Here is a 25,689-nt window from a genome sequence, read left to right on the forward strand (position 1 = left end):
TGACCAGGGCCTGATCTTCAGGGGGAACGCGCGTGGGGGGAATTTCCGGCGCCGACACCGAAGGCGATCTCGCCGAGGTGCTGGCCGGTGTAGTACGCAAGGAAAATGTACCGGTCGACAGTCACTTCTTCGAAGACCTGGGCGCCAACTCGTTGGTGATGGCACATTTCTGTGCCCGGGTCAGGAAACGCGACGACCTGCCGTCGGTGTCCATGAAGGACGTCTACGGCCATCCGACCATCCGCAGCCTGGCCGCGGCCCTCGCCGAGGCGCCACCCGAACAGTCCGCGCAGGTCACACCCGCCGAACCGGCCGAACCCGCGAGCACCACCCGCTACGTCCTGTGCGGGGCCCTGCAGTTCCTCGTCTTCGCCCTCTACTGCGTGCTGGCCGGCCTGGTCACCGCGGAGGGTTACGAATGGGTTTCCGGCGCCTCCGGAGTGGCCGAGGTGTACGGGCGCTCGGTGGTCTTCGGCAGCGCGGTGTTCCTCGGCGCGTGCGCCCTTCCGGTGGCGGCGAAATGGCTGCTGATCGGCCGCTGGAAAGAGACGGAATTCCCGGTCTGGGGACCGGCCTACATCCGTTTCTGGACGCTCCGGGCGCTGCTGCACGCCAATCCGATGGTCCTGTTCGTCGGCAGCCCGCTGTACGTGCTGTATCTGAGGGCGCTGGGGGCGCGCATCGGGCCGGGCGTCACCATCCTGTCCCGCACGGTCCCGGTCTGCACCGACCTGCTGACCGTGGGCGCCGGCACGGTCATCCGCAAGGACTGCCACTTCCTCGGCTACCGGGCCCAGGCGGGCCGGCTGCGCACCGGCAGGATCACCCTCGGCTCCGACGTGTACATCGGCGAGATGACCGTCCTCGACATCGGCACCTCGATGGGCGACGGCGCCCAACTCGGCCACTCCTCCACCCTGCACGAGGGGCTCGCGGTCCCGGCGGGACAGCGGTGGCACGGCTCGCCCGCCCAGCGCACCGACGTCGACCACGTCCGCGTCCCGCCCGCCTCCTGCTCCACCGCCCGCCGCTTCGGCTACGGCCTGGCCGGACTGCTGCAGACACTCTTCGTCCACATCCCGCTCACCACCGGCGGCGCCTACCTGTTCCTGGACCTCACACCGGCTCTGGACACGCTGTTCGCCCCGGACTCCCAGGACCTGGCGTCGGCCCGCTTCTACGCGGAGGCCCTCGGCCTGTCCGTCGCCCTGTTCGTGGCCTTCCTGATGCTCGGCCTCATCTCGGTGACCCTGCTGCCCCGCCTGCTGAAACCGTTGCTGCACGCGGACCGGGTGTATCCGCTCTACGGCTTCCACTACTCGGTGCAGCGCGCCGTCGCCCGCCTGACCAACAACCGCTTCTTCACCTGGCTGTGCGGCGACAGCTCGTACATCGTTCCCTACCTGCGGGCCGTCGGCTACGACCTCCGGACCGTCGAGCAGACCGGCTCCAACTTCGGTACGGCGGTGAAGCACGACACGCCGTACCTGGTCACCGTGGGCAGCGGCACGATGGTCGCCGACGGCCTGTCGGTCGTGAACGCGGACATCTCCGCCACGTCCTTCCGCCTCGAACACACCACGATCGGCGCCCACAACTTCCTCGGCAACTTCATCGCGTACCCGGCGGGCGGACGCACCGGCGACAACTGTCTGCTGGCGACGAAGGTGATGGTCCCGCTCGACGGCGAGATCCGCGAGGGCGTGGGCCTGCTCGGCTCGCCCAGCTTCGAGATCCCGCGCACGGTGGAACGCGACACCCGCTTCGACCACCTGCGCGAGGGCGGCGAACTGGAACGCCGGCTGGCCCTGAAGAACCGCTACAACCTGCGTTCCATGGGCCTGTTCCTGTTCATCCGCTGGCTGCACTGGTTCGGCCTGACGGTCCTCGGCTTCGCCGCCGTCGACCTGTACGGCGTCCACGGCCCGGTCGGCGGCCTGCTGATCGGCGCGACCCTGCTCGCAGGCCTGCTGTTCAGCGTCGGCTACCACGTTCTGGTGGAGCGGCTGATCGGACGCTTCCGCCCACTGCGGCCCCAGCTCTGCTCGATCTACGAGCCGTACTTCTGGTGGCACGAGCGGCTGTGGAAGGTGCCCGACCGTCACCTCGTCGTGTTCAACGGCACGCCGTTCAAGAACCTCGTCTGGCGGCTGCTCGGCGTCCGGCTCGGCCGGCGCGTCTTCGACGACGGCTGCACGATCACCGAGCGCACGCTCACCGCGATCGGCGACGACTGCACGCTCGGCGCGCACACCAAGGTGCAGGCCCACTCCCAGGAGGACGGCACCTTCAAGTCCGACCACATCACGATCGGCGCCGGCTGCACGCTCGGGACCGGCGCGCTCGTGCACTACGGCGTCTCGATGGGGGACGGCGCCGTACTCGCTCCCGACTCGTTCCTGATGAAGGGCGAGGAGATGCCGGCGGGGGCGCACTGGGGTGGAAATCCCGCGGTCGCGGTGCGGCACGTCTGAAAGCCGCGGCACGTGTGAACACGCAGGAAAATGGGGGGACATCAGTCATGGAAACAGTTCCGCGCTGGGCCACGGCACCGGTGCCGGGCACGGCGGAGTACGCAGTGCCGCTGCCCGAAGGGGTGCCGGCGGACCCGGCCGCGCTGTCGGCCGCACACGCCCGGGTGCTCGCCGCGCTGTCCGGCGAACCCGGGGTCACCAGTGCTGACGAAGTACGGGTGAGCGTCACCGGCCGCACCCTGCGGCTGCGGTACCGCACGGACGTCCTGGACGCACCGGCCGCCGCCCGTGTGGCCGGCTACCACGTCACCGCGCTCGCCGATCCGGGGCGGCGCAGCCTGCTGACCGAGGAGGAACTCCGGTTCCAGCTGGACGAGTTGGCCGGGCCCGTCCGCGAGCTTCCCGACCGGCGCGTCCACGAGCTGTTCGAGGAACGGGCGGCCGCCCACCCCGACGCCGTGGCCGCCGTCCAGGGCGAACGGCAGTGGACGTACGGCGAACTCAACGCACGCGCCAACCAGTTGGGGCGGGCGCTGCTGGCGAGAGGGCTGCGGCCCGAGGACGTCGTCGCCGTCGTGACGGAGCGGAACCTGGACTGGATGGCGGCCGTGCTCGGCGTGCTCAAGGCGGGCGGGGTGTATCTGCCGGTCGAGCCGCACTTCCCGGCCGGGCGCATCGCGACCACCCTGGACCGCGCGGACTGCCGGCTGGTGCTCACCGAGCACGGCAGCGCCGGCGCCCTCGACGCCACCGCCCGGACCCTGCTGTACGTGGACGACGCGTACGCCGAGGGCTACCCGGTCGGTGACCTCGGCATGGAGATCACCGCCGGTCGACTCGCCTACCTCTACTTCACGTCCGGCTCCACCGGGGAGCCCAAGGGCGCGATGTGCGAGCACGCCGGGTTCCTCAACCATGTGCTCGCCAAGCTCGACGACCTCGGGATCGGCGCCGGGGACGTGGTCGCGCAGACCGCGCCCCAGTGCTTCGACATCTCCTTGTGGCAGCTGCTCGCCGCACCCCTGGTCGGCGGACGGACCCTGCTCGTGGAGCAGGAGACCATCCTGGACGTGCCGCGGTTCGTGGACACGATCGTGCGGGGCCGGGTCAACGTGCTCCAGGTCGTGCCGTCGTATCTGGAGGCCGTGCTCGCCGAATGGGAGCAGCGACCGCCCGAACTGCCCGACCTGCGCTGTGTGTCGGTCACCGGCGAGGCCGTGAAGAAGGAGCTGGTGCAGCGCTGGTTCGCGGCCCGCCCGGGGATCCGGCTGGTCAACGCGTACGGGCTGACGGAGACCTCGGACGACACCAACCACGAGGTCATGCACGCGGTGCCGGACCGGGAGCGGGTGCCGCTCGGGCGGCCGATCGCGAACGTCCGGGTGTACGTCGTCGACGAGGACCTGGTGCCCGTCCCGCTGGGCGCGCCCGGCGAGATCGTGTTCTCCGGGGTCTGTGTCGGGCGCGGGTACGTCAACGATCCCGAGCGGACGAGGGCCGCCTTCACCGCGGACCCGTACCGGCCCGGCGAACGGCTGTACCGCAGCGGCGACCACGGGCGCTGGCTGCCCGACGGGAAGCTGGAGTTCCTCGGGCGGCGGGACAGCCAGGTGAAGATCCGGGGCTTCCGGATCGAGATCGGCGAGATCGAGAACGCGCTGCTGGGCGTGGCCGGTGTCCGGGACGGCGCGGTGGTCGTCGTCCGGGACAGCCAGTTGGTGGCGTTCTGCTCCGGGCCCGAGCCGGTCCCCGCGCACCTGGTGCGGGAGCGGCTGGGCCGGTCGCTGCCCGCGTACATGGTCCCGACGGTCGTGCACTGGCGGGAGCGGCTGCCGCTGACCGCCAACGGCAAGACCGACCGCAGGACGCTCACCGCGCTCGCCGGGGACCTCGACGCCACGCCGGACGAGCCGGGCACCCCGGGCGAGCGGCGGATGGCCGCGGCCTGGGCCGCGGTGCTCGGCATTCCGGCGGACCGGATCGGCCGCCTCGACCACTTCTTCGACCGCGGCGGCACCTCACTGGCCGCCGTGAAACTGGCGATCGCCCTGGACCGGGCGGTCACCCTCAAGGACGTCACCCGTCATCCGGTCCTCGCCGACCTGGCGGGACTCCTGGAACGACCGGCCTCGTAGCCCACGGCGCCCACCCCCGATCGACCGCTCCACGCACCACCCGAAAGGAACACCGAGATGTCGTCCTCATCTCCGACCCTGCTCCCCGACGTCGAGCTCGTCCCCGGCCGGCCTCCCCTTCTCCATGCCGATGCCGCCGGCGACCCGGCGCGCTGGGCGGCCGAGCACCGTGACGCGCTGCGTACCGTCGTCGCCGGACACGGCTCGGTGCTGGTCCGCGGCCTGGGTCCGACCGATCCGCAGGCCGCCGAGGCCCTCTTCCGCCGGCTGGCCGGCTCCCTGATGCCCGACCGGGAGCCCTTCGCCCCCCGGCGCCGCTACACGGACGGTGTGTACTCCTCCACCAAGTGGCCCGCCAACCAGCAGATGTGCATGCACCACGAGCTGAGTTACGCCCTGGAGTTCCCCGCCCTGCTGCTGTTCGCCTGCCTGGAGGCGCCCGCGGTCGGCGGCGCCACCGGGGTCGCCGACGCGTCGGCGGTGCTCGACGCGCTCCCCTCCGCGCTGTCCGAACGGTTCGAGCGGGAGGGCTGGTTGCTGACCCGCACGTACAACGACGAGATCGGCGCGTCGGTCGCCGAGGCGTTCGGCACCGACGACCGCGGCGCCGTCGAGCGCTACTGCCGCGGCCACGGCATCGCCGCGGAATGGCAGCCCGACGGCTCGCTCCGCACCCGGCAGCGGCGGGGCGCGGTGGTCCGTCATCCCGTCGACGGCCGCCGCTGCTGGTTCAACCAGATCGCCTTCCTGAACGAGTGGACGATGGACCCCGAGGTCCGCGACTACCTCCTGGACGTCTACGGCCCGGACGGGCTGCCCTTCAACACCCGCTTCGGCAACGGCGACCCGATCGGCGAGGACGTGGTGCGCGTGATCAACGAGGTGTACGAGACCCACACCCTGCGGGAGCCGTGGCGCACCGGTGACCTGCTGCTCGTCGACAACATCCGTACCGCGCACAGCCGGGAGCCCTTCGACGGCCCGCGCGAGGTGCTGGCCGCGCTGGGCGACCCGGTGCGGCTCGCGGACCGTGAGGTGAGTGCCGTATGACCACGTTCAGCGTCCCGCCGTTCTCGATCGTCTCCGGCGAACAGGTCCAACAGGCCCTGAACGGACGGGAGCCGGAGATCGCCGAGCTCGTGGAGTCGGTGTACCGGCTGCACGGGGCCGGGGACTCCGTGAACCCGCCGTCGTACTTCCTGCGTTTCCCGGACCGCCCGTCGTCCCGCATCATCGCGCTGCCCGCTTCGCTGGGCGGACCGAACCGGGTGGACGGCCTGAAATGGGTCTCCAGCTTTCCCGAGAACATCGCGTCGGGGCTGCCCCGGGCGTCGGCGGTCCTCATCCTCAACGACCCCGACACCGGCTATCCGTACGCCTGTCTGGAGAGTTCGGTGATCAGCGCCACCCGTACGGCGTCCTCGGCGGCGCTGGCGGCCCGGGCCCTCAGCGAGGGGCGGGAGCGTCCGCGGCGGGTGGTGTTCGTCGGGACGGGGCTGATCGCCCGCTACCTCCACACCCATCTGACCGCCACCGGCTGGGAGTTCGACGAGACCGGGGTGTACGACCTGTCCCCGGACAGCGCGGCGGGGTTCCGTGGCTATCTGGAACGGTCGGGGGCGGCCGGGATCACCGTGCACACCTCGGCCGAGTCCGCGATCCGGTCGAGCGACCTGGTGGTCTTCGCGACGGTGGCGTCCGCGCCGCACGTCCACGAGCCTGCCTGGTTCGCGCACCATCCGCTGGTGCTGCATGTGTCGCTCAGGGATCTCGACCCGCGGATCCTGCTCGACTCGGCGAACTTCGTCGACGACGTCGAGCACTGTCTCAAGGCCGAGACCTCACCGCACCTGGCCGAACAGCTCACCGGAGGGCGGGAGTTCCTCGACGGCACGCTGGACGACGTACTGACCGGGCGGGTCGCCGTCCCGAAGGACCGCACGGTGGTGTTCTCGCCCTTCGGGCTGGGGGTGCTCGACCTGGCGGTCGGCAGGTTCGTCCACGACGAGGTCGCCCGACGGGGCGAACTGCGTGTCGTCGACGGGTTCTTCCACGAGCTGCGCCGGTACGGGTGACCGGCCGGGGCTCGTGGCGCACGAATAGGGGGACACCATGCCTGTCATTTCCGATCCCGCACAGTTCAACGAGGACGAACTCTTCGTCGACCTACGGGCCACGCTGGGGCTGCCGCTGTACCTGAAGTGCGAGGGGTTCAACTTCGCCGGCTCCATCAAACTGAAGGCGGCGGCCGAGATGGTGGACGCCGCCGAACGCGAGGGCCGGCTGCGGCCGGGTTCCGCACTGGTCGAATCGTCGTCCGGCAACCTGGGCGTGGCGCTGAGCGTGATCGCGGCGAGCCGGGGACACCGGTTCCTGTGCGTGACCGACGACCGCTGCAACCCGGCGGCCGTCCGGCTGATGGAGACGCTCGGCACGCACGTCCACGTCATCGACAAGCCGGACCTGCACGGCGGGTTCCTGGGCGCGCGGATCGCGTACGTGCGGGCGCTGTGCGCGGCCGACGACCGCTATGTCTGGCTCAACCAGTACACCAACCAGGGGAACTGGCGGGCGCACTACCGCACCACCGCGCCCGCCATCGCCCGCCGGTTCCCGGATCTGGACGTCCTGTTCGTCGGCGCCGGCACCACCGGGACCCTGATGGGCTGCGCCCGCTGGTTCTGGCAGTGGCGGCGCCGGGTACGGGTGGTCGCCGTGGACAGTGTCGGCTCGGTCAGTTTCGGCGGGCCGCCGGGGCTGAGGATGATCCCCGGGCTCGGCACGAGCGTGCCGCCGCCGATGCTCGACGAGACGTATGTGGACGACGTGGTCCATGTCGAGGAGGCGGACACCGTCCGCACCTGCCGTCGGCTGGCCGGACGGGGCTTCCTCTTCGGGGGCTCCACCGGGACCGTGGTCAGCGGCGCCGGCCAGTGGCTCGCCGGCCAGGGCGGCCGTCGGGAACTCACGTCGGTGGCCATCGCCCCGGACCTCGGCGAGCGCTATCTCGACACGGTCTACCGAGAGGGCTGGCCGAACGACGTCACGGAGACGGAGGCGCCCGCTGCCCTGGCCCATCTGGCGTGAGCGGTTCGACGGGAGCGCCGCCGCCGGGTGGATCGGGGTGGCCCGGTGGGCGCGCCGTCACGCGGTAGGTTCGCGTACATGGCAGGTACCACCCACACCGTGACCAATCAGCCGCCGCCGTTGACCGGGTACGACGTGTTCACCGCCGACCGGGTTCTCACGGCGGCGGTGGACCGGCACACCGCTCCCGAGCTGCTCGACGACGTGTGCGGCGAGCTGGCGGCGCTCGGCCGGGCCGCCGGGTCGGCGCAGGTGCAGGAGTGGGGGGCGCAGGCGAACGAGAACCCGCCGGCGCTGCGCACCCATGACCGTCACGGCCATCGCGTCGACGAGGTCGACTTCCATCCGTCCTGGCACCGGCTGCTCGGCAAGGGCGTCTCGGCGGGCCTCACCGCGGCCTGGACCCGACCGGCCGGGCATGTGCGGCGGGCGGCGGCGTTCCTGGTGTGGACGCAGGTCGACGCCGGCAACCTCTGCCCGCTGTCGATGACCCACGCCGCCGTGCCCGCCCTGCGCACCGACCCGGCGCTGGCCGCCGAGTGGGAGCCCCGGCTGTCCTCGCAGGTCTACGAACGCGAGCTGCGGCCCGCGCACCTCAAGGCGGGTGCCCTGTTCGGGATGGGCATGACGGAGAAGCAGGGCGGCAGCGACGTACGCGCCAACACGACGGCGGCCCGGCCCCTCGCCGAGGACGGGACGTACGAGCTGACCGGGCACAAGTGGTTCTGTTCGGCGCCCATGTCGGACGGTTTCCTGGTGCTCGCGCAGGCCCCGGCGGGCCTGACCTGCTTCCTGGTGCCGAGGGTGCTGGCGGACGGCGCCCGTAACGTCTTCCTGCTCCAGCGGCTCAAGGACAAGCTGGGCAACCGGTCGAACGCGTCGGGCGAGGTCGAGTTCGACGGGACGTGGGCCCGTCGGGTCGGCGAGGAGGGACGCGGGGTGCGCACCATCGTCGAGATGGTGGCGGCGACCCGGCTCGACTGCGTCCTCGGTTCGGCGGGTCTGATGCGGCAGGCCGTGGCCCAGGCCGTGCACCACTGCGCCCACCGCGAGGCGTTCGGCACCAAGCTCGTCGACCAGCCGCTGATGCGCAACGTGCTGGCGGACCTGGCCCTGGAGTCGGAGGCGGCGACCACGCTCGCGCTGCGGCTCGCCGCCGCCTGTGACGACGGCGGGGAACAGGAGCGGGCGCTGCTGCGGATCGCGGTGCCGGCCGCCAAGTACTGGGTGACCAAACGGTGTACGCCGGTCACCGTCGAGGCGTCCGAGTGCCTGGGCGGCAACGGGTACGTCGAGGAGTCGGGGATGCCCCGCCTGGTGCGCGAGTCACCGCTCAACTCGGTCTGGGAGGGCGCCGGGAACGTCCAGGCGCTGGACGTGCTGCGGGCGTTGCGGCGTGAGCCGGCGGCGCTGAACGCCTATCTCCAGGAGGTCGGCCTGGCCCGCGGCGCCGACCACCGTCTCGACCGGGCGATCAAGGACCTGTTGACCGAACTCGCCGATCTGGAGGGCATCGAGGGCCGGGCCCGGCGGGTGACCGAGCGGCTCGCGCTGGTGCTCCAGGGTTCGCTGCTCGTGCGGTACGCGCCGCCGGAGGTCGCCGACGCGTTCTGCGCGTCCCGCCTGGGCGGTGACGCGGGCGCGGCCTTCGGGACGCTGCCGCACACGCTCGATCTGGCGTCGGTGGTGGAACGGGCCCGCCCGGTGGCCTGAACCGGACACTCCCCCTCCTCGCCCGTCCGCGCACGGCGCGGAGGTGGTGCTGCGCCGACACGGCACCACCCCCGCCACTGGCCCGTTCGAGCCACGTGCGCCGCACTGGGCGGCGTTGCTCAAGTTTCAGTCACGGCACGGCCGTCCACCAGGGTTGCAGAGGGTTGCAACTTGTCGTCCCGTGTGGGCGGAGTGTGCCCCTCCGCCTCGGGCAGACGGCACTATGAGACAGACAGTCAGGACGAACCTCCGGAGAGTGGCCGACACGCCGCCGGGAACCGGTCGTTCGGATACTTCTCCGGGAGGTCCCGTGGCGCTCTCGCCGACCGACGTGACGCAGCTCGCCGCCGTGGACTCGGCACGGGCGGCGCGGGTCCTGAGCGAGGTGCGCTCCGCCACCCTCTCCGGGCAGCGCGCGCCGTTCGCGCCACGGCCGGTGATCGAGCAGTCCTGGGAGCGGATGCTGCGCGGCGGCGTCGACCCCGACCACGACTTCCGGTCGGGGCTGTTGTCCCGCGAGGAGGTGGAACGGCGCCGGGAGACGACGACCCTCAGACAGGTGCTGCCGGTGCTGCGGGAGGGGTTGCTGTCGGTCGCCGACGTCGCCCACCACATCATGGTGGTCGCCGACGAGCAGGGCCGGGTGCTGTGGCGGGAGGGCAGTTCCTCCGTGCTGCGCAAGGCGGACGGGTTCGGCTTCGAACTCGGCGCCGACTGGCGGGAGGACGTCGTCGGCACCAACGGCGTGGGCACCCCGGCGGTGGTCCGGCGCCCGGTGCAGGTCTTCGCCTCCGAGCACTTCGTCCGCTCCCACGCCACCTGGACCTGTACGGGCGCCCCGCTCGTCGACCCGCGGGACGGCCGGCTGATCGGGGTGGTGGACGTGAGCGGGCCGCTGGAGACGATGCATCCGGCGACGCTCGCCTGGGTCGACACGGTGGCCAAGCTCGCCGAGGCACGGCTGCGCGAGCTGCACACGGCCTCGCTGGAGCAACTGCGGGCGGTGGCCGCGCCGGTGCTGGCCCGGCTCCCGGGGCAGGCCGCGGTGGTGGACGGGGACGGCTGGACCGCCGCGGTGACCGGGATGGCGTACACGAACCGGATCGCGCTGCCCAAGTCGCCGTCGCCGGGCCGCCGGTGGCTGCCGGCGCTCGGGCTGTGCGTGCTGGAGCCGTTGCCGGGCGGCTGGCTGGTGCGGCCCGACGGCGAGCCCGCGCGGCAGGACGTCACCCGGATCGTGCTGGATCTGACGCGGTCGCGCCGCTGGTCGGTGACGGTGTCGGGCTCGGCGGGCTCCTGGAGTCACGAACTGAGTCCCCGGCATGCCGAGTTGCTCTACCTGCTGGCCCTGCACCGCACCGGTCGCAGTGCGGCGGGGCTGGCGCAGGACCTGTTCGGCGATGTGGGCCGTACGGTGACCGTGCGGGCGGAGATGTCCCGGGTGCGGCGCTATCTCGGAGGGTTTCTGCAACATCGGCCGTATCGTTTCTGCGAAGAGGCGGAGGTCGAGATGCTGTTACCGGCCGACCCGCTCGACCTGCTGCCCCACTCGACCGCGCCGGCCCTGGCCGCCGCCCGGGCGGCCACCGGAACGACCGCACCGGCCGGACCGGACTGAGCCTTCGACACGTTCCGGGCACCGTCGGAGTACATCTTCCGCATAATTGCAGGGTCTTCGTCCGCTACGGGGTCCCACTGCCGTAGCATCCCCACTACGGGCCACCCCACCTGCTCCTCGGTCAACGTACGGATCAACAGGCGCAGTTGGCCCGCCTCGGGAGGACGAATGAAGCAACGCGGGAGACACCGTCGCCGCAGGCGGGGCAGGGCGCTGCGCGCCTTCCTCGCCGGGACCGCCCTCGCCCTGACCGGCGCCGCCACCATGATCAGTGCTTCACAGGCCCAGGTGGACGAGGAACCGGCAGGCCTCAAGCCGGTCACCTCGTCCGAGCGGACCGCCGCCCTGCGGTTGCAGGAGCAGCTGGTGCCCGAGGCCTCCCTCGACCGTCTCGCCTCGGTGATGGGCAAGCCCGTCGGCGTCGGCGCGGTCCTCAAGGACGCCGACCACAGCCTGCGTGCCGCGGCCGACTGTCCGGCCGGGGACCTCAAGGCGCTGCCCGTCGAGCCGGCGGCCACCCGCGCCCACTGCTGGGACGCCGCCGACACCCGCTCCTGGCAGGCCGGCGCGGTGACCACGTCCGGGGACGCCGACGACGACGGCTTCTGGGGCCAGAACCGCGTCATCCTCTCCGGCTGGTCGCAGAACGCCACGGCGAGCGGCCACGGCCTGGCCCGGGTCGCCTTCGTCGACGCGAACGACATGGACCGGCTGACGTACGCCTGGGTCCTGCTCACCGTCCCGGTCGACGGCGGGCGCACCTACCGGGCGCTGGACTCCGATGTCTCCGGCATGGTCTGGTACCAGGACAAACTGCTGGTCACCGCCCCTGACGGGATGTACGTCTACGACCTGAACCGCGTCCAGCGCACGACGGTGGACAGCGACGCGGTCGGCAAGGTGCCCGGCGGCTGGTCGGCGCACGGCGCCCGCTACATCCTGCCCGCCGTCGGCTCGTACCGCGCGAGCGGCACGGGCGCCGACCCCGCAGGGATCTCCCTCGACCGCAGCACCTCGCCGAACAGCCTGGTCGCTCGCGAGCGCGCCACGGCGGACGACGACGAGCACGGTCTCCTGTGGCGCTACGCCTTCGGCAGCGACCCTGCCCGCTCCGGGCTGCTCGCCACCGACTTCGCCGGGCGTGCGGACGCCACGCAGGTGTACGAGACGGAGGCCGCCGACGTCCAGGGCGTGCTCTCGTACCGCTCCGAGTGGTACCTGAGCCGCGCCTCCGACGAGCGGGGCGGGCACGGCACGCTGTCACGGCTGGACGACGACGTGACGCGGTCCACGCGGTGCGGGTCCGACGACACGGAGCACTGCTGGAGTGCCCGGACACCGTCCCTCTCCTACGGGCAGGCGTCCGGCGAGGTCTGGTCGCAGTCGGGCCGGGTCCTGTTCGGCCTGCCGCTCGCCGCGATCGACCACTCGGTGAAATAGACCACAGCCGACCACCGTCGACCGCTCGGTGGGACGACCACCGAGCGCGATCGACAGATCACCGGGGCAGATGGTTCCCTGGCGGCCATGACCAACATCCCCGTGACCACCTGGTCCCTGGAGCAGACCGCCCCGACCGACCTCCTCCCGGCCGCCGCGCCGGAGGGGGACGTGCGGGTCGTGCGCTCCGAGGTCCCCTCGCCCGAGTTCAGCCGCTTCCTGTACGCGTCCGTCGGCGGGGACATCCGCTGGATCGACCGGCTGGGCTGGTCGTACGCACGGTGGCAGGAGTACCTGGACCGGCCCGAGGTGGAGACCTGGGTCGCCCTCGACCGCGGGACGCCCGCCGGGTTCGTGGAGCTGGAGGCCCAGGACGACGGCGTCGTGGAGATCGCCTACTTCGGGCTGCTGCCGGCCTTCCGCGGCCGGCGGATCGGCGGACACCTGCTGTCGTACGGTGTCGCCCGCGCCTGGGATCTCGCGGACCGCGGGCCGGGGCTGGCCTCGACCAAGCGGGTCTGGCTGCACACGTGCAGCCTGGACGGCGAGTACGCGCGGGAGAACTATCTGCGCCGGGGCTTCAGGCTCTTCGACACCCAGGTGGAGGAGAAGCCGGAGGTGGCCGCGCCGGGCCCCTGGCCCGGGGCCTACCCCGCCTGACCTGCGACGACAAGTATTCCCGCGACGCTTGTGACCGAGAACACCCTTGTCTCACCCTCCGAGACAAGGGTGTCCACATGACGGACGAAGCTGGACTGTGTCCAGATCGCCGTGACACGCTTCCGTCATGTCTGGAACTGGAATCGCCTTGGTGAGTCGGCGGCACGTCGATCTCGGCCGCATGTCCAGCGCCATCTGTCCGGTGGTCTGAAGAGCCTCAGCACCACCCGGTTTTCCCTCGTCTCCTTTTTCTGCGCAACGACGCGCACGTACACCCATGCGCCCGCGCGCGCAGGTCAGAGCCGCTGTCCCGCCTGTCCCGAAGGACGTATCAACCATGGCCGCCACCCCGCAGAATCCTGCTGCCGCGACTCCCCGCCGCAAGGTGAGCCGTCACCGCGGTGAGGGTCAGTGGGCCGCGGGTCACTTCACCCCGCTCAACGGCAACGAGCAGTTCAAGAAGGACGACGACGGTCTCAACGTGCGGACACGCATTGAGACGATCTACTCCAAGCGCGGCTTCGACTCGATCGACCCCAACGACCTGCGCGGCCGGATGCGCTGGTGGGGGCTGTACACCCAGCGCAAGCCCGGGATCGACGGCGGCAAGACCGCGATCCTGGAGCCGGAGGAGCTGGACGACAAGTACTTCATGCTGCGGGTCCGGATCGACGGCGGCCGGCTCACCACCGAGCAGCTGCGGGTGGTCGGCGAGATCTCCCAGGAGTTCGCGCGCGGCACCGCCGACCTCACCGACCGGCAGAACGTCCAGTACCACTGGATCCGCATCGAGGACGTCCCGGAGATCTGGAACCGCCTGGAGGCGGTCGGTCTCTCCACCACCGAGGCCTGCGGTGACACGCCCCGCACCATCCTCGGCTCGCCGGTCGCCGGCATCGCCGAGGACGAGATCATCGACGGCACCTCGGCGATCGACGAGATCCACACCCGGTACATCGGCAGCAAGGACTTCTCCAACCTGCCGCGCAAGTTCAAGACGGCGATCTCCGGGTCCCCGCTGCTCGACGTCGCCCACGAGATCAACGACATCGCGTTCGTCGGCGTGGACCACCCCGAGCACGGACCAGGCTTCGACCTGTGGGTCGGCGGCGGTCTGTCCACCAACCCGAAGATCGGCGTCCGGCTCGGCGCCTGGGTCCCGCTGGACGAGGTCCCGGACGTCTGGGCCGGCGTGATCGGCATCTTCCGCGACTACGGCTACCGGCGGCTGCGCACCCGCGCCCGGCTGAAGTTCCTGGTCGCCGACTGGGGCCCGGAGAAGTTCCGCCAGATCCTGGAGGACGAGTTCCTCCAGCGCAAGCTGGTCGACGGCCCGGCGCCCGCCCAGCCGGTGGCGCGCTGGCGCGACCACGTCGGCGTGCACCGCCAGAAGGACGGCCGGTTCTACGTCGGTTTCGCCCCGCGCGTGGGCCGCGTGGACGGCGCGACCCTGACGAAGATCGCCGAACTCGCCGAGGCGCACGGCTCGGGCCGGGTCCGTACCACCGTCGAGCAGAAGATGATCGTCCTCGATGTCGAGCAGGACCAGGTCGAGTCGCTGGTCGAGGGCCTGCAGGCGCTGGACCTGACCGCGAAGCCGTCCCCGTTCCGGCGCGGCACCATGGCCTGCACCGGCATCGAGTACTGCAAGCTCGCCATCGTCGAGACCAAGGCGCGCGGCGCCTCGCTGATCGACGAACTGGAGCGACGGATCCCGGAGTTCGACGAGCCGATCACCATCAACCTCAACGGCTGCCCGAACGCCTGCGCCCGTATCCAGGTGGCGGACATCGGTCTCAAGGGCCAGCTCATGCTCAACGACGAGGGCGAGCAGGTCGAGGGCTACCAGGTGCACCTGGGCGGCGCCCTCGGTCTGGAGGCCGGCTTCGGCCGCAAGGTCCGTGGCCTGAAGGTCACGTCGGACGAGCTGCCCGACTACGTCGAGCGTGTCCTCACCCGCTTCCAGGAGGAGCGTGAGGAGGGCGAGCGCTTCGCCGTCTGGGCCACGCGTGCTTCCGAGGAGGCCCTCTCATGAGCGAGCGCGCCGCCCCCTTCTACTGCCCCTACTGCGGCGACGAGGACCTGCGTCCCAGCGAGCAGGCTCACGGCGCGTGGGAATGCGCGGCCTGCAATCGCGCATTCCAGTTGAAGTTCCTCGGGCTGCTCGCCCGGGGCCTTCAGCCCACCGACGCAGGGGGAGACAAGATATGACGACGGCTCAGGAAGAGCGCACGACAGCGGATCTCAGGGAACTCGCCGAGAGGGCGGGCCGCGATCTGGAGGACGCCTCCGCGCTGGAGATCCTCCAGTGGGCGGTCGACACCTTCGGCCCACGGTTCTGCGTCACCTCCTCGATGGAGGACGCGGTCGTCTCCCACCTGGCGTCCCGGGTCCGCAAGGGCGTGGACGTCGTCTTCCTCGACACCGGCTACCACTTCGAGGAGACCATCGGCACCCGCGACGCGGTGGAGGCCGTGATGGACGTCAACGTCATCACGCTCACCCCGCGCCGCACGGTCGCCGAGCAGGACGCCGAGTTCGGCCCCAGGCTGCACGACCGCGACCCCGACCTGTGCTGCAAGATGCGCAAGGTCCAGCCGCTGGAGGAGGGCCTGACGGCCTACCAGGCCTGGGCGACCGGGCTGCGCCGCGACGAGTCCCCGACCCGGGCGAACACCCCGGTGGTCGGCTGGGACGAGAAGCGCCAGAAGGTCAAGATCTCCCCGATCGCCCGCTGGACCCAGGACGACGTGGACGCGTACGCCGCCGAACACGGGGTGCTGACCAACCCGCTGCTGATGGACGGCTACGCCTCCGTCGGCTGCGCCCCCTGCACCCGCCGTGTCCTGGAGGGCGAGGACGCGCGCGCCGGCCGCTGGGCGGGCCGCAACAAGACCGAGTGCGGGCTGCACTGATGAGCAGGCCCGCCGTTCAGGCGAACCCCGAGACCACCGAGGAGTTGCACGTGAGAACCGGAGCCACCGTCTGGCTCACGGGTCTGCCGAGTGCCGGCAAGACCACCATCGCGTACGAGCTGGCCGGCCGGCTGCGCGAGGAGGGCCATCTCGTCGAGGTGCTCGACGGCGACGAGATCCGCGAGTTCATCTCGGCGGGCCTCGGCTTCAGCCGCGCGGACCGGCACACGAACGTGCAGCGCATCGGCTTCCTCGCCGAGCTCCTGGCGCGCAACGGCGTCACGGCGCTGGTGCCGGTGATCGCCCCGTACGCCGACAGCCGCGAGGCCGTCCGGGGGCGCCACCAGAAGAGCGGCGCGGCATACATCGAGGTGCATGTGGCGACTCCGGTCGAGGTGTGCTCCGTACGCGATGTGAAGGGTCTGTACGCCAAGCAGGCGGCGGGCGAGCTGACGGGGCTCACCGGCGTCGACGACCCGTACGAGGAGCCCGACTCGCCCGACCTGCGGATCGAGTCGCAGGACCAGACCGTCCAGGAGTCCGCGGCGGCTGTGCACGCGCTGCTCACCGAGAGGGGACTGGCATGACGACGACCACAGCCCAGGTCAAGGGCGGCGAGGGCACGGACGCCCCGTCCGCCCTCTCCCACCTGGACGCGCTGGAGTCCGAGGCCGTGCACATCTTCCGCGAGGTGGCGGGCGAGTTCGAGCGGCCGGTGATCCTGTTCTCCGGCGGCAAGGACTCCATCGTCATGCTGCACCTGGCGCTCAAGGCGTTCGCCCCGGCGGCGGTCCCCTTCTCGCTGCTGCACGTGGACACCGGGCACAACTTCCCCGAGGTGCTGGAGTACCGCGACCGTGCGGTCGAACGACACGGCCTGCGGCTGCATGTCGCGTCCGTGCAGGACTACATCGACCGCGGTGTCCTCAAGGAGCGTCCGGACGGGACCCGCAACCCGCTCCAGACGCTGCCGCTGACGGAGAAGATCCAGGCCGAGAAGTTCGACGCCGTCTTCGGCGGTGGACGCCGGGACGAGGAGAAGGCCCGCGCCAAGGAACGGGTGTTCTCCCTGCGGGACGAGTTCTCACAGTGGGACCCCCGCCGCCAGCGACCCGAACTGTGGAACCTCTACAACGGCCGCCACGCACCCGGCGAACACGTCCGCGTCTTCCCGCTCTCCAACTGGACCGAACTCGACGTCTGGCAGTACATCGCCCGCGAGGGCATCGAACTCCCCGAGATCTACTTCGCCCACGAGCGCGAGGTGTTCTCGCGCAGCGGCATGTGGCTGACCGCCGGCGAGTGGGGCGGCCCCAAGGACGGCGAGAGCGTGCAGAAGCGTCTCGTGCGCTACCGCACGGTCGGCGACATGTCCTGCACCGGCGCCGTCGACTCCGACGCCACCACGCTGGAGGCCGTGATCACCGAGATCGCCGCCTCCCGGCTCACCGAGCGGGGCGCCACCCGCGCCGACGACAAGATGTCCGAGGCCGCGATGGAAGACCGCAAGCGCGAGGGGTACTTCTAGCCATGAGCACGATCACGGAACTCACCGAGACGACCCTTCTGCGGTTCGCCACCGCGGGCTCCGTCGACGACGGCAAGTCCACCCTCGTCGGCCGGCTGCTGCACGACTCCAAGTCGATCCTCACCGACCAGCTGGAGGCCGTCGAGCGTGCCTCGGTCGGCCGGGGCGCCGAGGGCCCGGACCTCGCGCTGCTGACCGACGGCCTGCGGGCCGAGCGGGAGCAGGGCATCACCATCGACGTGGCCTACCGCTACTTCGCCACGCCCCGGCGCCGGTTCATCCTCGCCGACACCCCCGGACACGTGCAGTACACCCGCAACATGGTGACGGGTGCCTCCACGGCCGAGCTGACGGTGATCCTGATCGACGCCCGCAACGGCGTCGTCGAGCAGACCCGCCGGCACGCGGCACTGGCCGCGTTGCTCCGCGTCCCGCACGTGGTGCTCGCCGTCAACAAGATGGACCTGGTCGACTACCAGGAGCCCGTGTTCGCCGCCATCGCCGAGGAGTTCACGGCGTACGCGACCGAGCTGGGCGTCCCGGAGGTCACCGCGATCCCGATCTCGGCGCTGGCCGGGGACAACGTCGTGGAGCCGTCCGCGAACATGGACTGGTACGGCGGCCCGACCGTCCTGGAACACCTGGAGACGGTCCCGGTCATCCACGACCTGAGCCACTGCCACGCCCGGCTGCCCGTGCAGTACGTGATCCGTCCGCAGACCGCCGAGCACCCGGACTACCGGGGCTACGCGGGCCAGATCGCCGCCGGCTCCTTCAGCGTCGGCGAGTCGGTCACCGTGCTGCCGTCCGGGCGGGCCTCGAAGATCGCCGGGATCGACCTGCTCGGCAAGCCGGTCGGCATCGCCTGGACGACACAGTCGGTGACCCTCCTCCTGGAGGACGACATCGACATCTCGCGCGGCGACCTGATCGTGCCCAGCAAGGACGCGCCGGCCACCACGCAGGACGTCGAGGCGACCGTCTGCCATGTCGCCGACGCGCCCCTGACCGTCGGCCACCGGGTGCTGCTCAAGCACGGCACCCGCACGGTCAAGGCGATCGTCAAGGACATCCCGTCCCGGCTCACGCTCGACGACCTGTCCCTGCACCCGCATCCGGGGCAGCTCGTCGCCAACGACATCGGCCGGGTCAAGATCCGTACCGCGGAGCCGCTGCCCGTCGACTCGTACGCCGACTCGCGGCGCACCGGTTCGTTCATCCTGATCGACCCGAACGACGGCACCACGCTCACGGCCGGCATGGTCGGCGAGTCGTTCGCCTCCCCGGAGCCCGTCAAGGACGCCTCCGAGGACGACGGGTGGGACTTCTGAGCATGAACTCCACCGACTTCTACTCCTCGTTCGCGAAGGAGGGCGGCCGCGTCGGCAGCGGGCACCTCGGCAGCGGGCAGGGCGGGGTGGCGCGATGTGCGTGCTGACGTACGCGCACCGCTTGCGCGCCCCGTCCCCCCACCCGACGTCCCGGATGCGACGAAGACCTGCCGACCTCCCGGCCACGACCTGAGACCGTGACCGCCGGGCCAACGAGAGGAAAGCCTCCCGTGCCTGCCATTCGTTCCACCTTCCTGCGCCGCGGCATCGCCGTAGTCGCCGCTCTGCCGCTGCTGACGCTCGCCGCCTGCGGGTACGGGTCCGACTCCGAGGACGACGGCGCCGCCAAGGTCGCCGCCGGGGCGAAGAAGATCGACGGTCTCGACTCCGTCAAGATCGGCTACTTCGGCAACCTGACCCACGGGACCGCCCTGGTCGGTGTCCAGAAGGGCTTCTTCCAGAAGGAGCTGGGCGCCACCAAGGTCTCGCCGGCGATCTTCAACGCCGGCCCGTCCGAGATCGAGGCGCTCAACTCCAAGTCCATCGACATCGGCTGGATCGGCCCCTCCCCGGCGATCAACGGGTACGTCAAGTCCAACAGCAAGAGCCTGAAGATCATCGGCGGTTCGGCGTCCGGCGGCGTGAAGCTGGTCGTCAACCCGAAGAAGATCAAGTCCCTGAAGGACGTCAAGGGCAAGAAGATCGCGACGCCTCAGTTGGGCAACACGCAGGACGTGGCGTTCCTCAACTGGATCGCCGACCAGGGCTGGAAGGTCGACGCGCAGAGCGGCAAGGGTGACGTCACGGTCGTCCGCACCGACAACAAGATCACCCCGGACGCCTACAAGTCCGGTTCCATCGACGGTGCCTGGGTGCCGGAGCCGACCGCGTCCAAGCTGGTCGCCGAGGGCGGCAAGGTGCTGCTCGACGAGGCGTCGCTGTGGCCGGACAAGAAGTTCGTGATCACGAACATCATCGTGCGGCAGGACTTCCTCAAGGAGCACCCGGACGTGGTCGAGGCCGTGCTGAAGGGCTCGGTCGAGACCAACAAGTGGATCAACGCCAACCCGGACGCGGCGAAGGCCTCGGCGAACAAGCAGCTGGAGCTCGACTCCGGCAAGGCGCTGCCGACCGACGTCCTGGACCCGGCCTGGACGTCGATCCAGTTCACCAACGACCCGCTGGCCGCCACCCTCAACACCGAGGCGGAGCACGCGGTCACGGCCGGCCTGCTGGAGAAGCCCGACCTCAAGGGCATCTACGACCTCACCCTCCTCAACAAGGTCCTCAAGGCCGAGGGCGAGAGCGCGGTCGACGACGCCGGTCTCGGCACCAGCTGACGTAGACACCCGACGAGTTCCCAGGAGGTGACGACCATGGCCACGACCACGACACTCGCCAAGGCCGACGAGACCGTCGAGTACGCGGCGCGCTTGGAGCGCGTCTCGAAGTCCTTCGCGACACCCGGCGGACAGCAGCTCGTCCTGGACGACATCAGCATCGATGTCGCGCCGGGTGAGTTCGTCACCCTCCTGGGGGCCTCGGGCTGCGGCAAGTCCACGCTGCTGAACCTGGTGGCGGGCCTCGACGAGCCCTCCGCCGGGGCCATCACCACGGACGGCCGCCCGGCCCTGATGTTCCAGGAGCACGCCCTCTTCCCGTGGCTGACCGCGGGCAAGAACATCGAACTCGCCCTGAAGCTCAAGGGAGTCGCCAAGCCCGAGCGCCGCGACAAGGCCGAGGAACTGCTCGAACTGGTCCGGCTCAAGGGCGCGTACGGCAAGCGCGTCCACGAACTCTCCGGCGGTATGCGGCAGCGGGCGGCGCTGGCCCGCGCGCTCGCGCAGGAGAGCAACCTGCTGCTGATGGACGAGCCGTTCTCGGCACTGGACGCCATCACCCGGGACGTGCTGCACGACGAACTGACCCGGATCTGGGAGGAGACCGGCCTCTCCGTCCTGTTCGTCACGCACAACGTGCGCGAGGCGGTGCGGCTCGCGCAGCGGGTCATCCTGCTGTCCTCCCGTCCGGGCCGGATCGCGCGCGAGTGGACGGTCGACATCCCGCAGCCGCGGCGCATCGAGGACGCGCCCGTGGCCGAACTGTCCCTTGAGATCACCGATGTACTGCGTGGGGAGATCCGCCGTCATGGCCAGCACTGACACGACACCGGTCCAGGACGCCGGGAGCGTGGAGGCGGGCCTCGACGCCCTGGAGACCGCGGCCACCAGCCGCCCGACCTTCCGGCAGACCTTCGTCAACAAGATCTTCCCGCCGATCATCGCGGTCGCGGTGGTCATGGTGATCTGGTACCTGCTCTACCCGATCGTCGACAACCCGTCCAAGCTGCCCTCGCCGGGCGCGGTGGGGAGCGCGTTCCAGGACGCCTGGCTGAAGGGCGACCTGCTCGGCTACATCTGGACCAGCGTCTCGCGCGGTCTGCTGGGCTTCTTCTTCGCGCTGCTCATCGGCACCCCGCTGGGACTGGTCGTGGCCCGGGTGAAGTTCATCCGCGCGGCCATCGGCCCGATCCTGTCCGGTCTCCAGTCGCTGCCGTCGGTCGCGTGGGTGCCGCCGGCCGTGATCTGGCTGGGCCTGAACAACTCGATGATGTACGCGGTGATCCTGCTCGGCGCGGTCCCCTCCATCGCCAATGGACTGGTGTCCGGCGTGGACCAGGTGCCGCCGCTGTTCCTGCGGGCCGGCCGCACGATGGGCGCGACCGGCGTCAAGGGCATCTGGCACGTCACCCTGCCGGCCGCGCTGCCCGGTTATGTCGCGGGCCTCAAGCAGGGGTGGGCGTTCTCGTGGCGCTCGCTGATGGCGGCCGAGATCATCGCGCAGTTCCCCGACCTCGGCGTCGGCCTCGGACAACTGCTGGAGAACGGCCGCACGGCCAGCGACATGGCCATGGTGTTCGAGGCCATCCTGCTCATCCTGTTCGTCGGCATCGCGATCGACCTGCTGATCTTCAGTCCGCTGGAGCGGTGGGTGCTGCGCAGCCGAGGCCTGCTGGTGAAGAGCTGATCCCATGGACAAGAAGCCGGTCCGCCCCGTCCTCGTCGTCATCGCCCACGGCAGCCGCGATCCGCGGCACGCCGGGACGGTGCACGCCCTGGTGCGCCGGGTGCGCGCGATGCGCCCCGACATCCGGGTGGAGACCGGCTTCCTGGACTTCAACATCCCTTCCGTACAGGGCGTGTTGGAGTCTCTGGCGGCGGAGGGCGTGCGTGATGTCGTCGCCCTTCCGCTGCTGCTGACCCGGGCGTTCCACGCGAAGGCGGACATCCCGGCGGTCCTGCGGGACGCGCCGCCGCGGCTGCGGATCCGGCAGGCCGAGGTGCTCGGCCCGTCGCCGCTGCTGCTGACCGCACTCGAACGGCGTCTGTACGAGGCGGGGTTGACGCCCACCGACAAGTCCTCGACCGGGGTCGTGCTGGCCTCGGCGGGGTCCACCGACCCGGAGGCGATCGCAGTGATCGCAGACATCGCGCGGGAGTGGCGGCACACCGGTTGGTGCGCCGTGCGGCCTGCGTTCGCCTCCGCGTCCCTGCCCCGTACCGAGGACGCTGTACGGGAGTTGCGCGCCCTCGGCTGCGAGCGGGTCGCCGTCGCCCCCTACGTCCTGGCGCCGGGCTTCCTGCCGGACCGGATCGCGCGGGGCGCGGCCGAGGCGGACGTCCTGGCCGACGTGCTGGGCGCGGCTCCGGAGGTGGCTCGGCTGCTGCTGGCGCGCTATGCGGCGGCGAGGATGCCCGCGCTGGCCGCGGTCGGCGCCTGACGTGCGGTTTTCCTGACCGGTCCGCCCTGCGCGGATTCCGGAAAAGTCGCCTCCTTACGGCCCGGTATCTGCTGGGATGGTCCCTCGAAGAACCAGTCGGGGGAGAGCGGCACACGTGGCGGGTCGTGAGTTCGGGCATCATCTGGGGCTGCCGCGGGCCCTGTCCGGTCTGCCGCTGAGCCCCCTCGTCCCGGCCTACGCCGAACTCGCCGCGGTCCAGCACGCGTCGGGGTTACGGCACCTCGGCGACGCCCTGGCCCCTTCCGGCGGCGGATTACGGGTCCTCGACGGGCTCTACGTGCCCTCGGGACCGCGCGGCCTGCGGCGGGTGGACGGCACGCTGCTGGACGACCTCGCCCGGTCCGGGGGCCCGGTGTCCGGCTTCGCCGCGCTGCTGGCCGACCTGCACCGGGCCGACCCGCGGGCACCGCGCAGAGTGCTGCTGTACCAGCTCATAGGCCTCCTCCAGGACCGCCCGGAGGCCGAACGCCCCCGTGCTGCCCTGGAGTTGGGGATCCACCCCGACGAGGCCGCCGGTCTGGTCACGGCCGCCCGGCTGCGCCCCGCCCTCACCGCACGACAGCGGGGCGCCGCCGAGGCCGTCGCCGACGCCTGGCAACGGCATCGGCTCCACCAGGCGCGCACCCTGCTGGAGCGACTGCCGACGAACGGCGACGACCGGGACCTCGACGCGCTGCGGACAGCCCTGAGCGCGCGGCTCGCCGCCGTGGACGCGGGCCTGCGCGCCGCCCGCCGCGCCGAGGACCGCGGGGACGGCAGGACGGCGAGCGCGGGCCTGCTGCGTGCGCTGCGCGAGGCGGTGGACGACCGGCGGGCCTTGGGCGGCCTGGTCCGCGTGCACCGGCCCCGTCCCGGCCACCGGGCCCCGCTGCACGCCGAACTCGCCTCGGACCACGTCGAGTTGACCTGGGCCGACCAAGGAGTGCCGGACAGTGGCTGGTGGCTGCTGTGCCTGTACCGCACCGCACAGGGCGCCCAGCGGGTGCGCGAGGTGTCCGTGCGGGGCGGCACGGCCCGGGACGAGGAGGCCGCGCTCGGTACGTCGGTGCGCTACGCCGTTCTGCCGTTGCGGGACGGACGCGTGGACGGTCCGCCGCTGGTGTCGCAGCGGGTCCTGGTCGCCCCCGAGGTGAGCGGGGTGGTCCTGAGAGACGGCCCCGAGCGCGTCACGGGGGCATGGCGGCGACCGTCGGGGGCCGCGGAGGTGACGGTCGAGCACATCGGTCCGGCCGCCGGAGCGACCTCGGGACCGATCTCCGGCACCGCCACCGGGCCGGCCTCCGGAACGGCCGCGCAGGTGGTCTCCGGCCCCGACGGATTCACCGCGACCCGTCTGCCGACCGGCGTCCACGCCTTCCGGATCGTGTGCCGGTACCGGTCTCCCGACGGCACCCTGGTGCCCTCCCCCGGCGTCCGGGCCACCCGTACCGTGCACCGCTGGCCCGAGCCCGTCCGCACCCTCACCGCCCACCCCGACGGCCCGGCCGTCCGCTTCGACTGGACCGGGGTGCGAGACGCGGACGTCCAGTTGGTGGAATGGCCCGGCGACGCCCCCGAGCCCGGTGCCGAGCTGCGCACCGCCGACCTGCCGGCGCGGCTGGACTGGCCCGAGAAGGACAGGGGGCTCTGTCCACCGCCGGGCACCCACGCCCGGGTGGCCGCCGTCGCCGTACTCGGCGAACGCGCCCTGGCCGGCCCCGTGGCCGACGTCGAGGCCCTCGGCCAGATCACCCGCCTCACCGCCCGACGCCTCCCGGACGGCCAGGCCCAGGTGACCCTCGACTGGCCCGACGGCGCCGGACAGATCACGGTCACCTGGGAGCCCACGGAGCCGACCCGGGCTCGGGGACACGGCCGGGAAGGGGATCTGGACCGGGACCGGGGTCACGGCCGGGACCGGGACCTGGACGTGGGGACGGGCCGGGACCGGAACCAGGGCCGAGGCCCGAACCCGGACCTGGGCCGGGAGCGGGACCGGGACTTGGGGTGGGAGCGGGACCGGAGTCTGGACCCGGACCTGGATCAGATCCGGGATCAAGGCCGGGACCGGAACCAGGTCCGGCATCGGGGCGGGGCCGCGACCACGCCCAACGACCAGAACTCGAACCGGAACCAGGACCGGGACCGGGACCGGGACCGGGACCGGGACCGGGATCCGACCACGCCCCGTGAACGGGACACGAACCGGAACCAGTACCAAGGCCGGCACCCGGCCACCCCCCGCCGGGACTGGAGCCAGGACCGGGGCACGGACTCGACCGCGCCCGGCGGCGAGAACTCGAACCGGAACCCGGCCCCGGACCGAAAGCGAGACCTGGACCTGGAGAGGGGCCCGGACCGGAACCTGGGCCGAAGCCCGGACCCGGACCGGAACCCCGACCGGGAGCAGGGCCTGGACAGGGATCTGGGTCCGAGTTCGGGCCCCTGGCCGGGCCCGGATTCGGGTGCTGGTTCGGGTGGGGTCGGTGGGGGTGGGCGGATCGTCACCGCGCACGCGTACCGGCGTGGTGGGCTGCGGCTGCCCGTCGGTTCCGGCGGGGTCCGGATCCGCGCGGCGACCGTGCCCCGGACGCCCGGGGCCGTCGTCGTGGCCGCTCCGGTCGCCGAGGTGGTGCTGCCGCCCGACACGGCCGTCGGCTACCAACTGGTGCGCCCGCAGCGCGCGTTCCTCGGCCTGCGTCGCGGCCGGGAACGACCGCTGCTGCGGGTCACGCTCTCCGCACCGGACGGCGGCAGCCGCCCCGACGCCCCCGAGTTCGTGTGCGTCGCCCGCACCGGCACCCTGCGCCCCCGCAACGCGACCGACGGCACCACGCTGCTGCGTGTCCCCGGCACCGACCTCAGCCGTCTCGGCACGGTCGAGCTGGAACTGCCGGCCGCGCCCTGCCCGGTGCCGTACACGCTGCGCGGCTTCCTGCTCGGCGAGCACGCGGCCTCGGTGCGACTCGAAGAACCGTCCCCCGCGACCCTGGTGGTGCGCTGATCC

At 71.6% G+C, this 25,689-nt stretch carries 21 protein-coding genes; all 21 read left to right on the forward strand.

The window, feature by feature from the left end; genetic code table 11:
* The first annotated feature begins 32 nt into the window (after positions 1–32).
* The 21 genes from ACZ5VD_RS16780 to ACZ5VD_RS16880 all read left to right on the forward strand — a co-directional run bounded on the left by ACZ5VD_RS16780 (position 33) and on the right by ACZ5VD_RS16880 (position 25,686).
* Positions 33–2,474, forward strand: a complete 2,442-nt coding sequence (locus ACZ5VD_RS16780; RefSeq protein WP_468548074.1) for a Pls/PosA family non-ribosomal peptide synthetase — start codon at positions 33–35, stop codon at positions 2,472–2,474.
* A 47-nt stretch (positions 2,475–2,521) separates the two neighbouring features.
* Positions 2,522–4,609 carry a non-ribosomal peptide synthetase gene (locus ACZ5VD_RS16785; protein ID WP_468682575.1) on the forward strand — a complete coding sequence of 696 codons (2,088 nt, stop codon included), beginning with the start codon at positions 2,522–2,524 and terminating at the stop codon, positions 4,607–4,609.
* Between the two features lie 57 nt (positions 4,610–4,666).
* A complete protein-coding gene (locus tag ACZ5VD_RS16790) occupies positions 4,667–5,659 on the forward strand; it encodes a TauD/TfdA family dioxygenase (RefSeq protein WP_468548076.1) in 993 nt (330 codons plus the stop codon).
* Complete coding sequence (gene sbnB, locus ACZ5VD_RS16795) at positions 5,656–6,684, forward strand: 2,3-diaminopropionate biosynthesis protein SbnB (RefSeq protein ID WP_468548077.1); 1,029 nt, start codon at positions 5,656–5,658, stop codon at positions 6,682–6,684. Before ACZ5VD_RS16790 ends, sbnB begins: the two co-directional genes overlap by 4 nt.
* A 37-nt stretch (positions 6,685–6,721) precedes the next feature.
* Entirely contained in the window at positions 6,722–7,696 is a 975-nt protein-coding gene (gene sbnA / locus ACZ5VD_RS16800) for a 2,3-diaminopropionate biosynthesis protein SbnA (RefSeq protein ID WP_468548078.1), read from the forward strand.
* Positions 7,697–7,774: 78 nt separating this feature from the next.
* Positions 7,775–9,409 carry an acyl-CoA dehydrogenase family protein gene (locus ACZ5VD_RS16805; protein WP_468682576.1) on the forward strand — a complete coding sequence of 545 codons (1,635 nt, stop codon included), beginning with the start codon at positions 7,775–7,777 and terminating at the stop codon, positions 9,407–9,409.
* 310 nt (positions 9,410–9,719) lie between these two features.
* Complete coding sequence (locus ACZ5VD_RS16810) at positions 9,720–11,027, forward strand: GAF domain-containing protein (RefSeq protein WP_468548080.1); 1,308 nt, start codon at positions 9,720–9,722, stop codon at positions 11,025–11,027.
* A gap of 168 nt (positions 11,028–11,195) precedes the next feature.
* A complete protein-coding gene (locus ACZ5VD_RS16815; RefSeq protein ID WP_468682577.1) occupies positions 11,196–12,467 on the forward strand; it encodes a hypothetical protein in 1,272 nt (423 codons plus the stop codon).
* A gap of 87 nt (positions 12,468–12,554) precedes the next feature.
* The gene (locus ACZ5VD_RS16820; RefSeq protein ID WP_468548082.1) at positions 12,555–13,127 is read left to right on the forward strand and encodes a GNAT family N-acetyltransferase; all 573 of its coding nucleotides are present in this window, start codon (positions 12,555–12,557) and stop codon (positions 13,125–13,127) included.
* A 127-nt stretch (positions 13,128–13,254) separates the two neighbouring features.
* Positions 13,255–13,338, forward strand: a complete 84-nt coding sequence (locus ACZ5VD_RS16825; RefSeq protein ID WP_374208414.1) for a putative leader peptide — start codon at positions 13,255–13,257, stop codon at positions 13,336–13,338.
* A 126-nt stretch (positions 13,339–13,464) separates the two neighbouring features.
* Positions 13,465–15,162: a nitrite/sulfite reductase gene (locus ACZ5VD_RS16830; protein ID WP_468548083.1), complete on the forward strand. Its 1,698-nt coding sequence runs from the start codon at positions 13,465–13,467 to the stop codon at positions 15,160–15,162.
* Complete coding sequence (locus ACZ5VD_RS16835; RefSeq protein ID WP_468548084.1) at positions 15,159–15,338, forward strand: hypothetical protein; 180 nt, start codon at positions 15,159–15,161, stop codon at positions 15,336–15,338. Before ACZ5VD_RS16830 ends, ACZ5VD_RS16835 begins: the two co-directional genes overlap by 4 nt.
* Complete coding sequence (locus tag ACZ5VD_RS16840; protein ID WP_468682578.1) at positions 15,335–16,042, forward strand: phosphoadenylyl-sulfate reductase; 708 nt, start codon at positions 15,335–15,337, stop codon at positions 16,040–16,042. The genes ACZ5VD_RS16835 and ACZ5VD_RS16840 overlap by 4 nt, the downstream gene beginning before the upstream one ends.
* The gene (cysC, locus tag ACZ5VD_RS16845) at positions 16,042–16,629 is read left to right on the forward strand and encodes an adenylyl-sulfate kinase (RefSeq protein ID WP_468548086.1); all 588 of its coding nucleotides are present in this window, start codon (positions 16,042–16,044) and stop codon (positions 16,627–16,629) included. Before ACZ5VD_RS16840 ends, cysC begins: the two co-directional genes overlap by 1 nt.
* Positions 16,626–17,570: a sulfate adenylyltransferase subunit CysD gene (gene cysD, locus ACZ5VD_RS16850; protein ID WP_468548087.1), complete on the forward strand. Its 945-nt coding sequence runs from the start codon at positions 16,626–16,628 to the stop codon at positions 17,568–17,570. Before cysC ends, cysD begins: the two co-directional genes overlap by 4 nt.
* 2 nt (positions 17,571–17,572) lie before the next feature.
* Positions 17,573–18,901, forward strand: coding sequence for a sulfate adenylyltransferase subunit 1 (locus ACZ5VD_RS16855; protein WP_468548088.1), 1,329 nt, complete (start codon positions 17,573–17,575; stop codon positions 18,899–18,901).
* 230 nt (positions 18,902–19,131) lie between these two features.
* Positions 19,132–20,241, forward strand: coding sequence for an aliphatic sulfonate ABC transporter substrate-binding protein (locus ACZ5VD_RS16860; RefSeq protein ID WP_468682579.1), 1,110 nt, complete (start codon positions 19,132–19,134; stop codon positions 20,239–20,241).
* 36 nt (positions 20,242–20,277) lie between these two features.
* Complete coding sequence (locus tag ACZ5VD_RS16865) at positions 20,278–21,063, forward strand: ABC transporter ATP-binding protein (RefSeq protein WP_468548090.1); 786 nt, start codon at positions 20,278–20,280, stop codon at positions 21,061–21,063.
* Complete coding sequence (locus tag ACZ5VD_RS16870; RefSeq protein WP_468548091.1) at positions 21,050–21,928, forward strand: ABC transporter permease; 879 nt, start codon at positions 21,050–21,052, stop codon at positions 21,926–21,928. The genes ACZ5VD_RS16865 and ACZ5VD_RS16870 overlap by 14 nt, the downstream gene beginning before the upstream one ends.
* A 4-nt stretch (positions 21,929–21,932) precedes the next feature.
* On the forward strand, positions 21,933–22,682 hold the full coding sequence (locus ACZ5VD_RS16875; protein WP_468682580.1) for a sirohydrochlorin chelatase: 750 nt from the start codon (positions 21,933–21,935) through the stop codon (positions 22,680–22,682).
* A 115-nt stretch (positions 22,683–22,797) separates the two neighbouring features.
* Positions 22,798–25,686, forward strand: coding sequence for a hypothetical protein (locus tag ACZ5VD_RS16880; protein ID WP_468682581.1), 2,889 nt, complete (start codon positions 22,798–22,800; stop codon positions 25,684–25,686).
* Positions 25,687–25,689 lie beyond the last annotated feature (3 nt).

The sequence above is a fragment of the Streptomyces sp. NPDC032822 genome, from assembly GCF_055578825.1.

Bases quoted from the DNA above. Each gene is read 5' to 3' on its own strand.
- ACZ5VD_RS16785 (WP_468682575.1), top strand. From the start codon at position 2,522: ATGGAAACAGTTCCGCGCTGGGCCACGGCACCGGTGCCGGGCACGGCG.
- ACZ5VD_RS16790 (WP_468548076.1), top strand. From the start codon at position 4,667: ATGTCGTCCTCATCTCCGACCCTGCTCCCCGACGTCGAGCTCGTCCCC.
- sbnB (WP_468548077.1), top strand. From the start codon at position 5,656: ATGACCACGTTCAGCGTCCCGCCGTTCTCGATCGTCTCCGGCGAACAG.
- sbnA (WP_468548078.1), top strand. From the start codon at position 6,722: ATGCCTGTCATTTCCGATCCCGCACAGTTCAACGAGGACGAACTCTTC.
- ACZ5VD_RS16805 (WP_468682576.1), top strand. From the start codon at position 7,775: ATGGCAGGTACCACCCACACCGTGACCAATCAGCCGCCGCCGTTGACC.
- ACZ5VD_RS16815 (WP_468682577.1), top strand. From the start codon at position 11,196: ATGAAGCAACGCGGGAGACACCGTCGCCGCAGGCGGGGCAGGGCGCTG.
- ACZ5VD_RS16820 (WP_468548082.1), top strand. From the start codon at position 12,555: ATGACCAACATCCCCGTGACCACCTGGTCCCTGGAGCAGACCGCCCCG.
- ACZ5VD_RS16825 (WP_374208414.1), top strand. From the start codon at position 13,255: ATGTCTGGAACTGGAATCGCCTTGGTGAGTCGGCGGCACGTCGATCTC.
- ACZ5VD_RS16830 (WP_468548083.1), top strand. From the start codon at position 13,465: ATGGCCGCCACCCCGCAGAATCCTGCTGCCGCGACTCCCCGCCGCAAG.
- ACZ5VD_RS16835 (WP_468548084.1), top strand. From the start codon at position 15,159: ATGAGCGAGCGCGCCGCCCCCTTCTACTGCCCCTACTGCGGCGACGAG.
- ACZ5VD_RS16840 (WP_468682578.1), top strand. From the start codon at position 15,335: ATGACGACGGCTCAGGAAGAGCGCACGACAGCGGATCTCAGGGAACTC.
- cysC (WP_468548086.1), top strand. From the start codon at position 16,042: ATGAGCAGGCCCGCCGTTCAGGCGAACCCCGAGACCACCGAGGAGTTG.
- cysD (WP_468548087.1), top strand. From the start codon at position 16,626: ATGACGACGACCACAGCCCAGGTCAAGGGCGGCGAGGGCACGGACGCC.
- ACZ5VD_RS16855 (WP_468548088.1), top strand. From the start codon at position 17,573: ATGAGCACGATCACGGAACTCACCGAGACGACCCTTCTGCGGTTCGCC.
- ACZ5VD_RS16865 (WP_468548090.1), top strand. From the start codon at position 20,278: ATGGCCACGACCACGACACTCGCCAAGGCCGACGAGACCGTCGAGTAC.
- ACZ5VD_RS16870 (WP_468548091.1), top strand. From the start codon at position 21,050: ATGGCCAGCACTGACACGACACCGGTCCAGGACGCCGGGAGCGTGGAG.
- ACZ5VD_RS16875 (WP_468682580.1), top strand. From the start codon at position 21,933: ATGGACAAGAAGCCGGTCCGCCCCGTCCTCGTCGTCATCGCCCACGGC.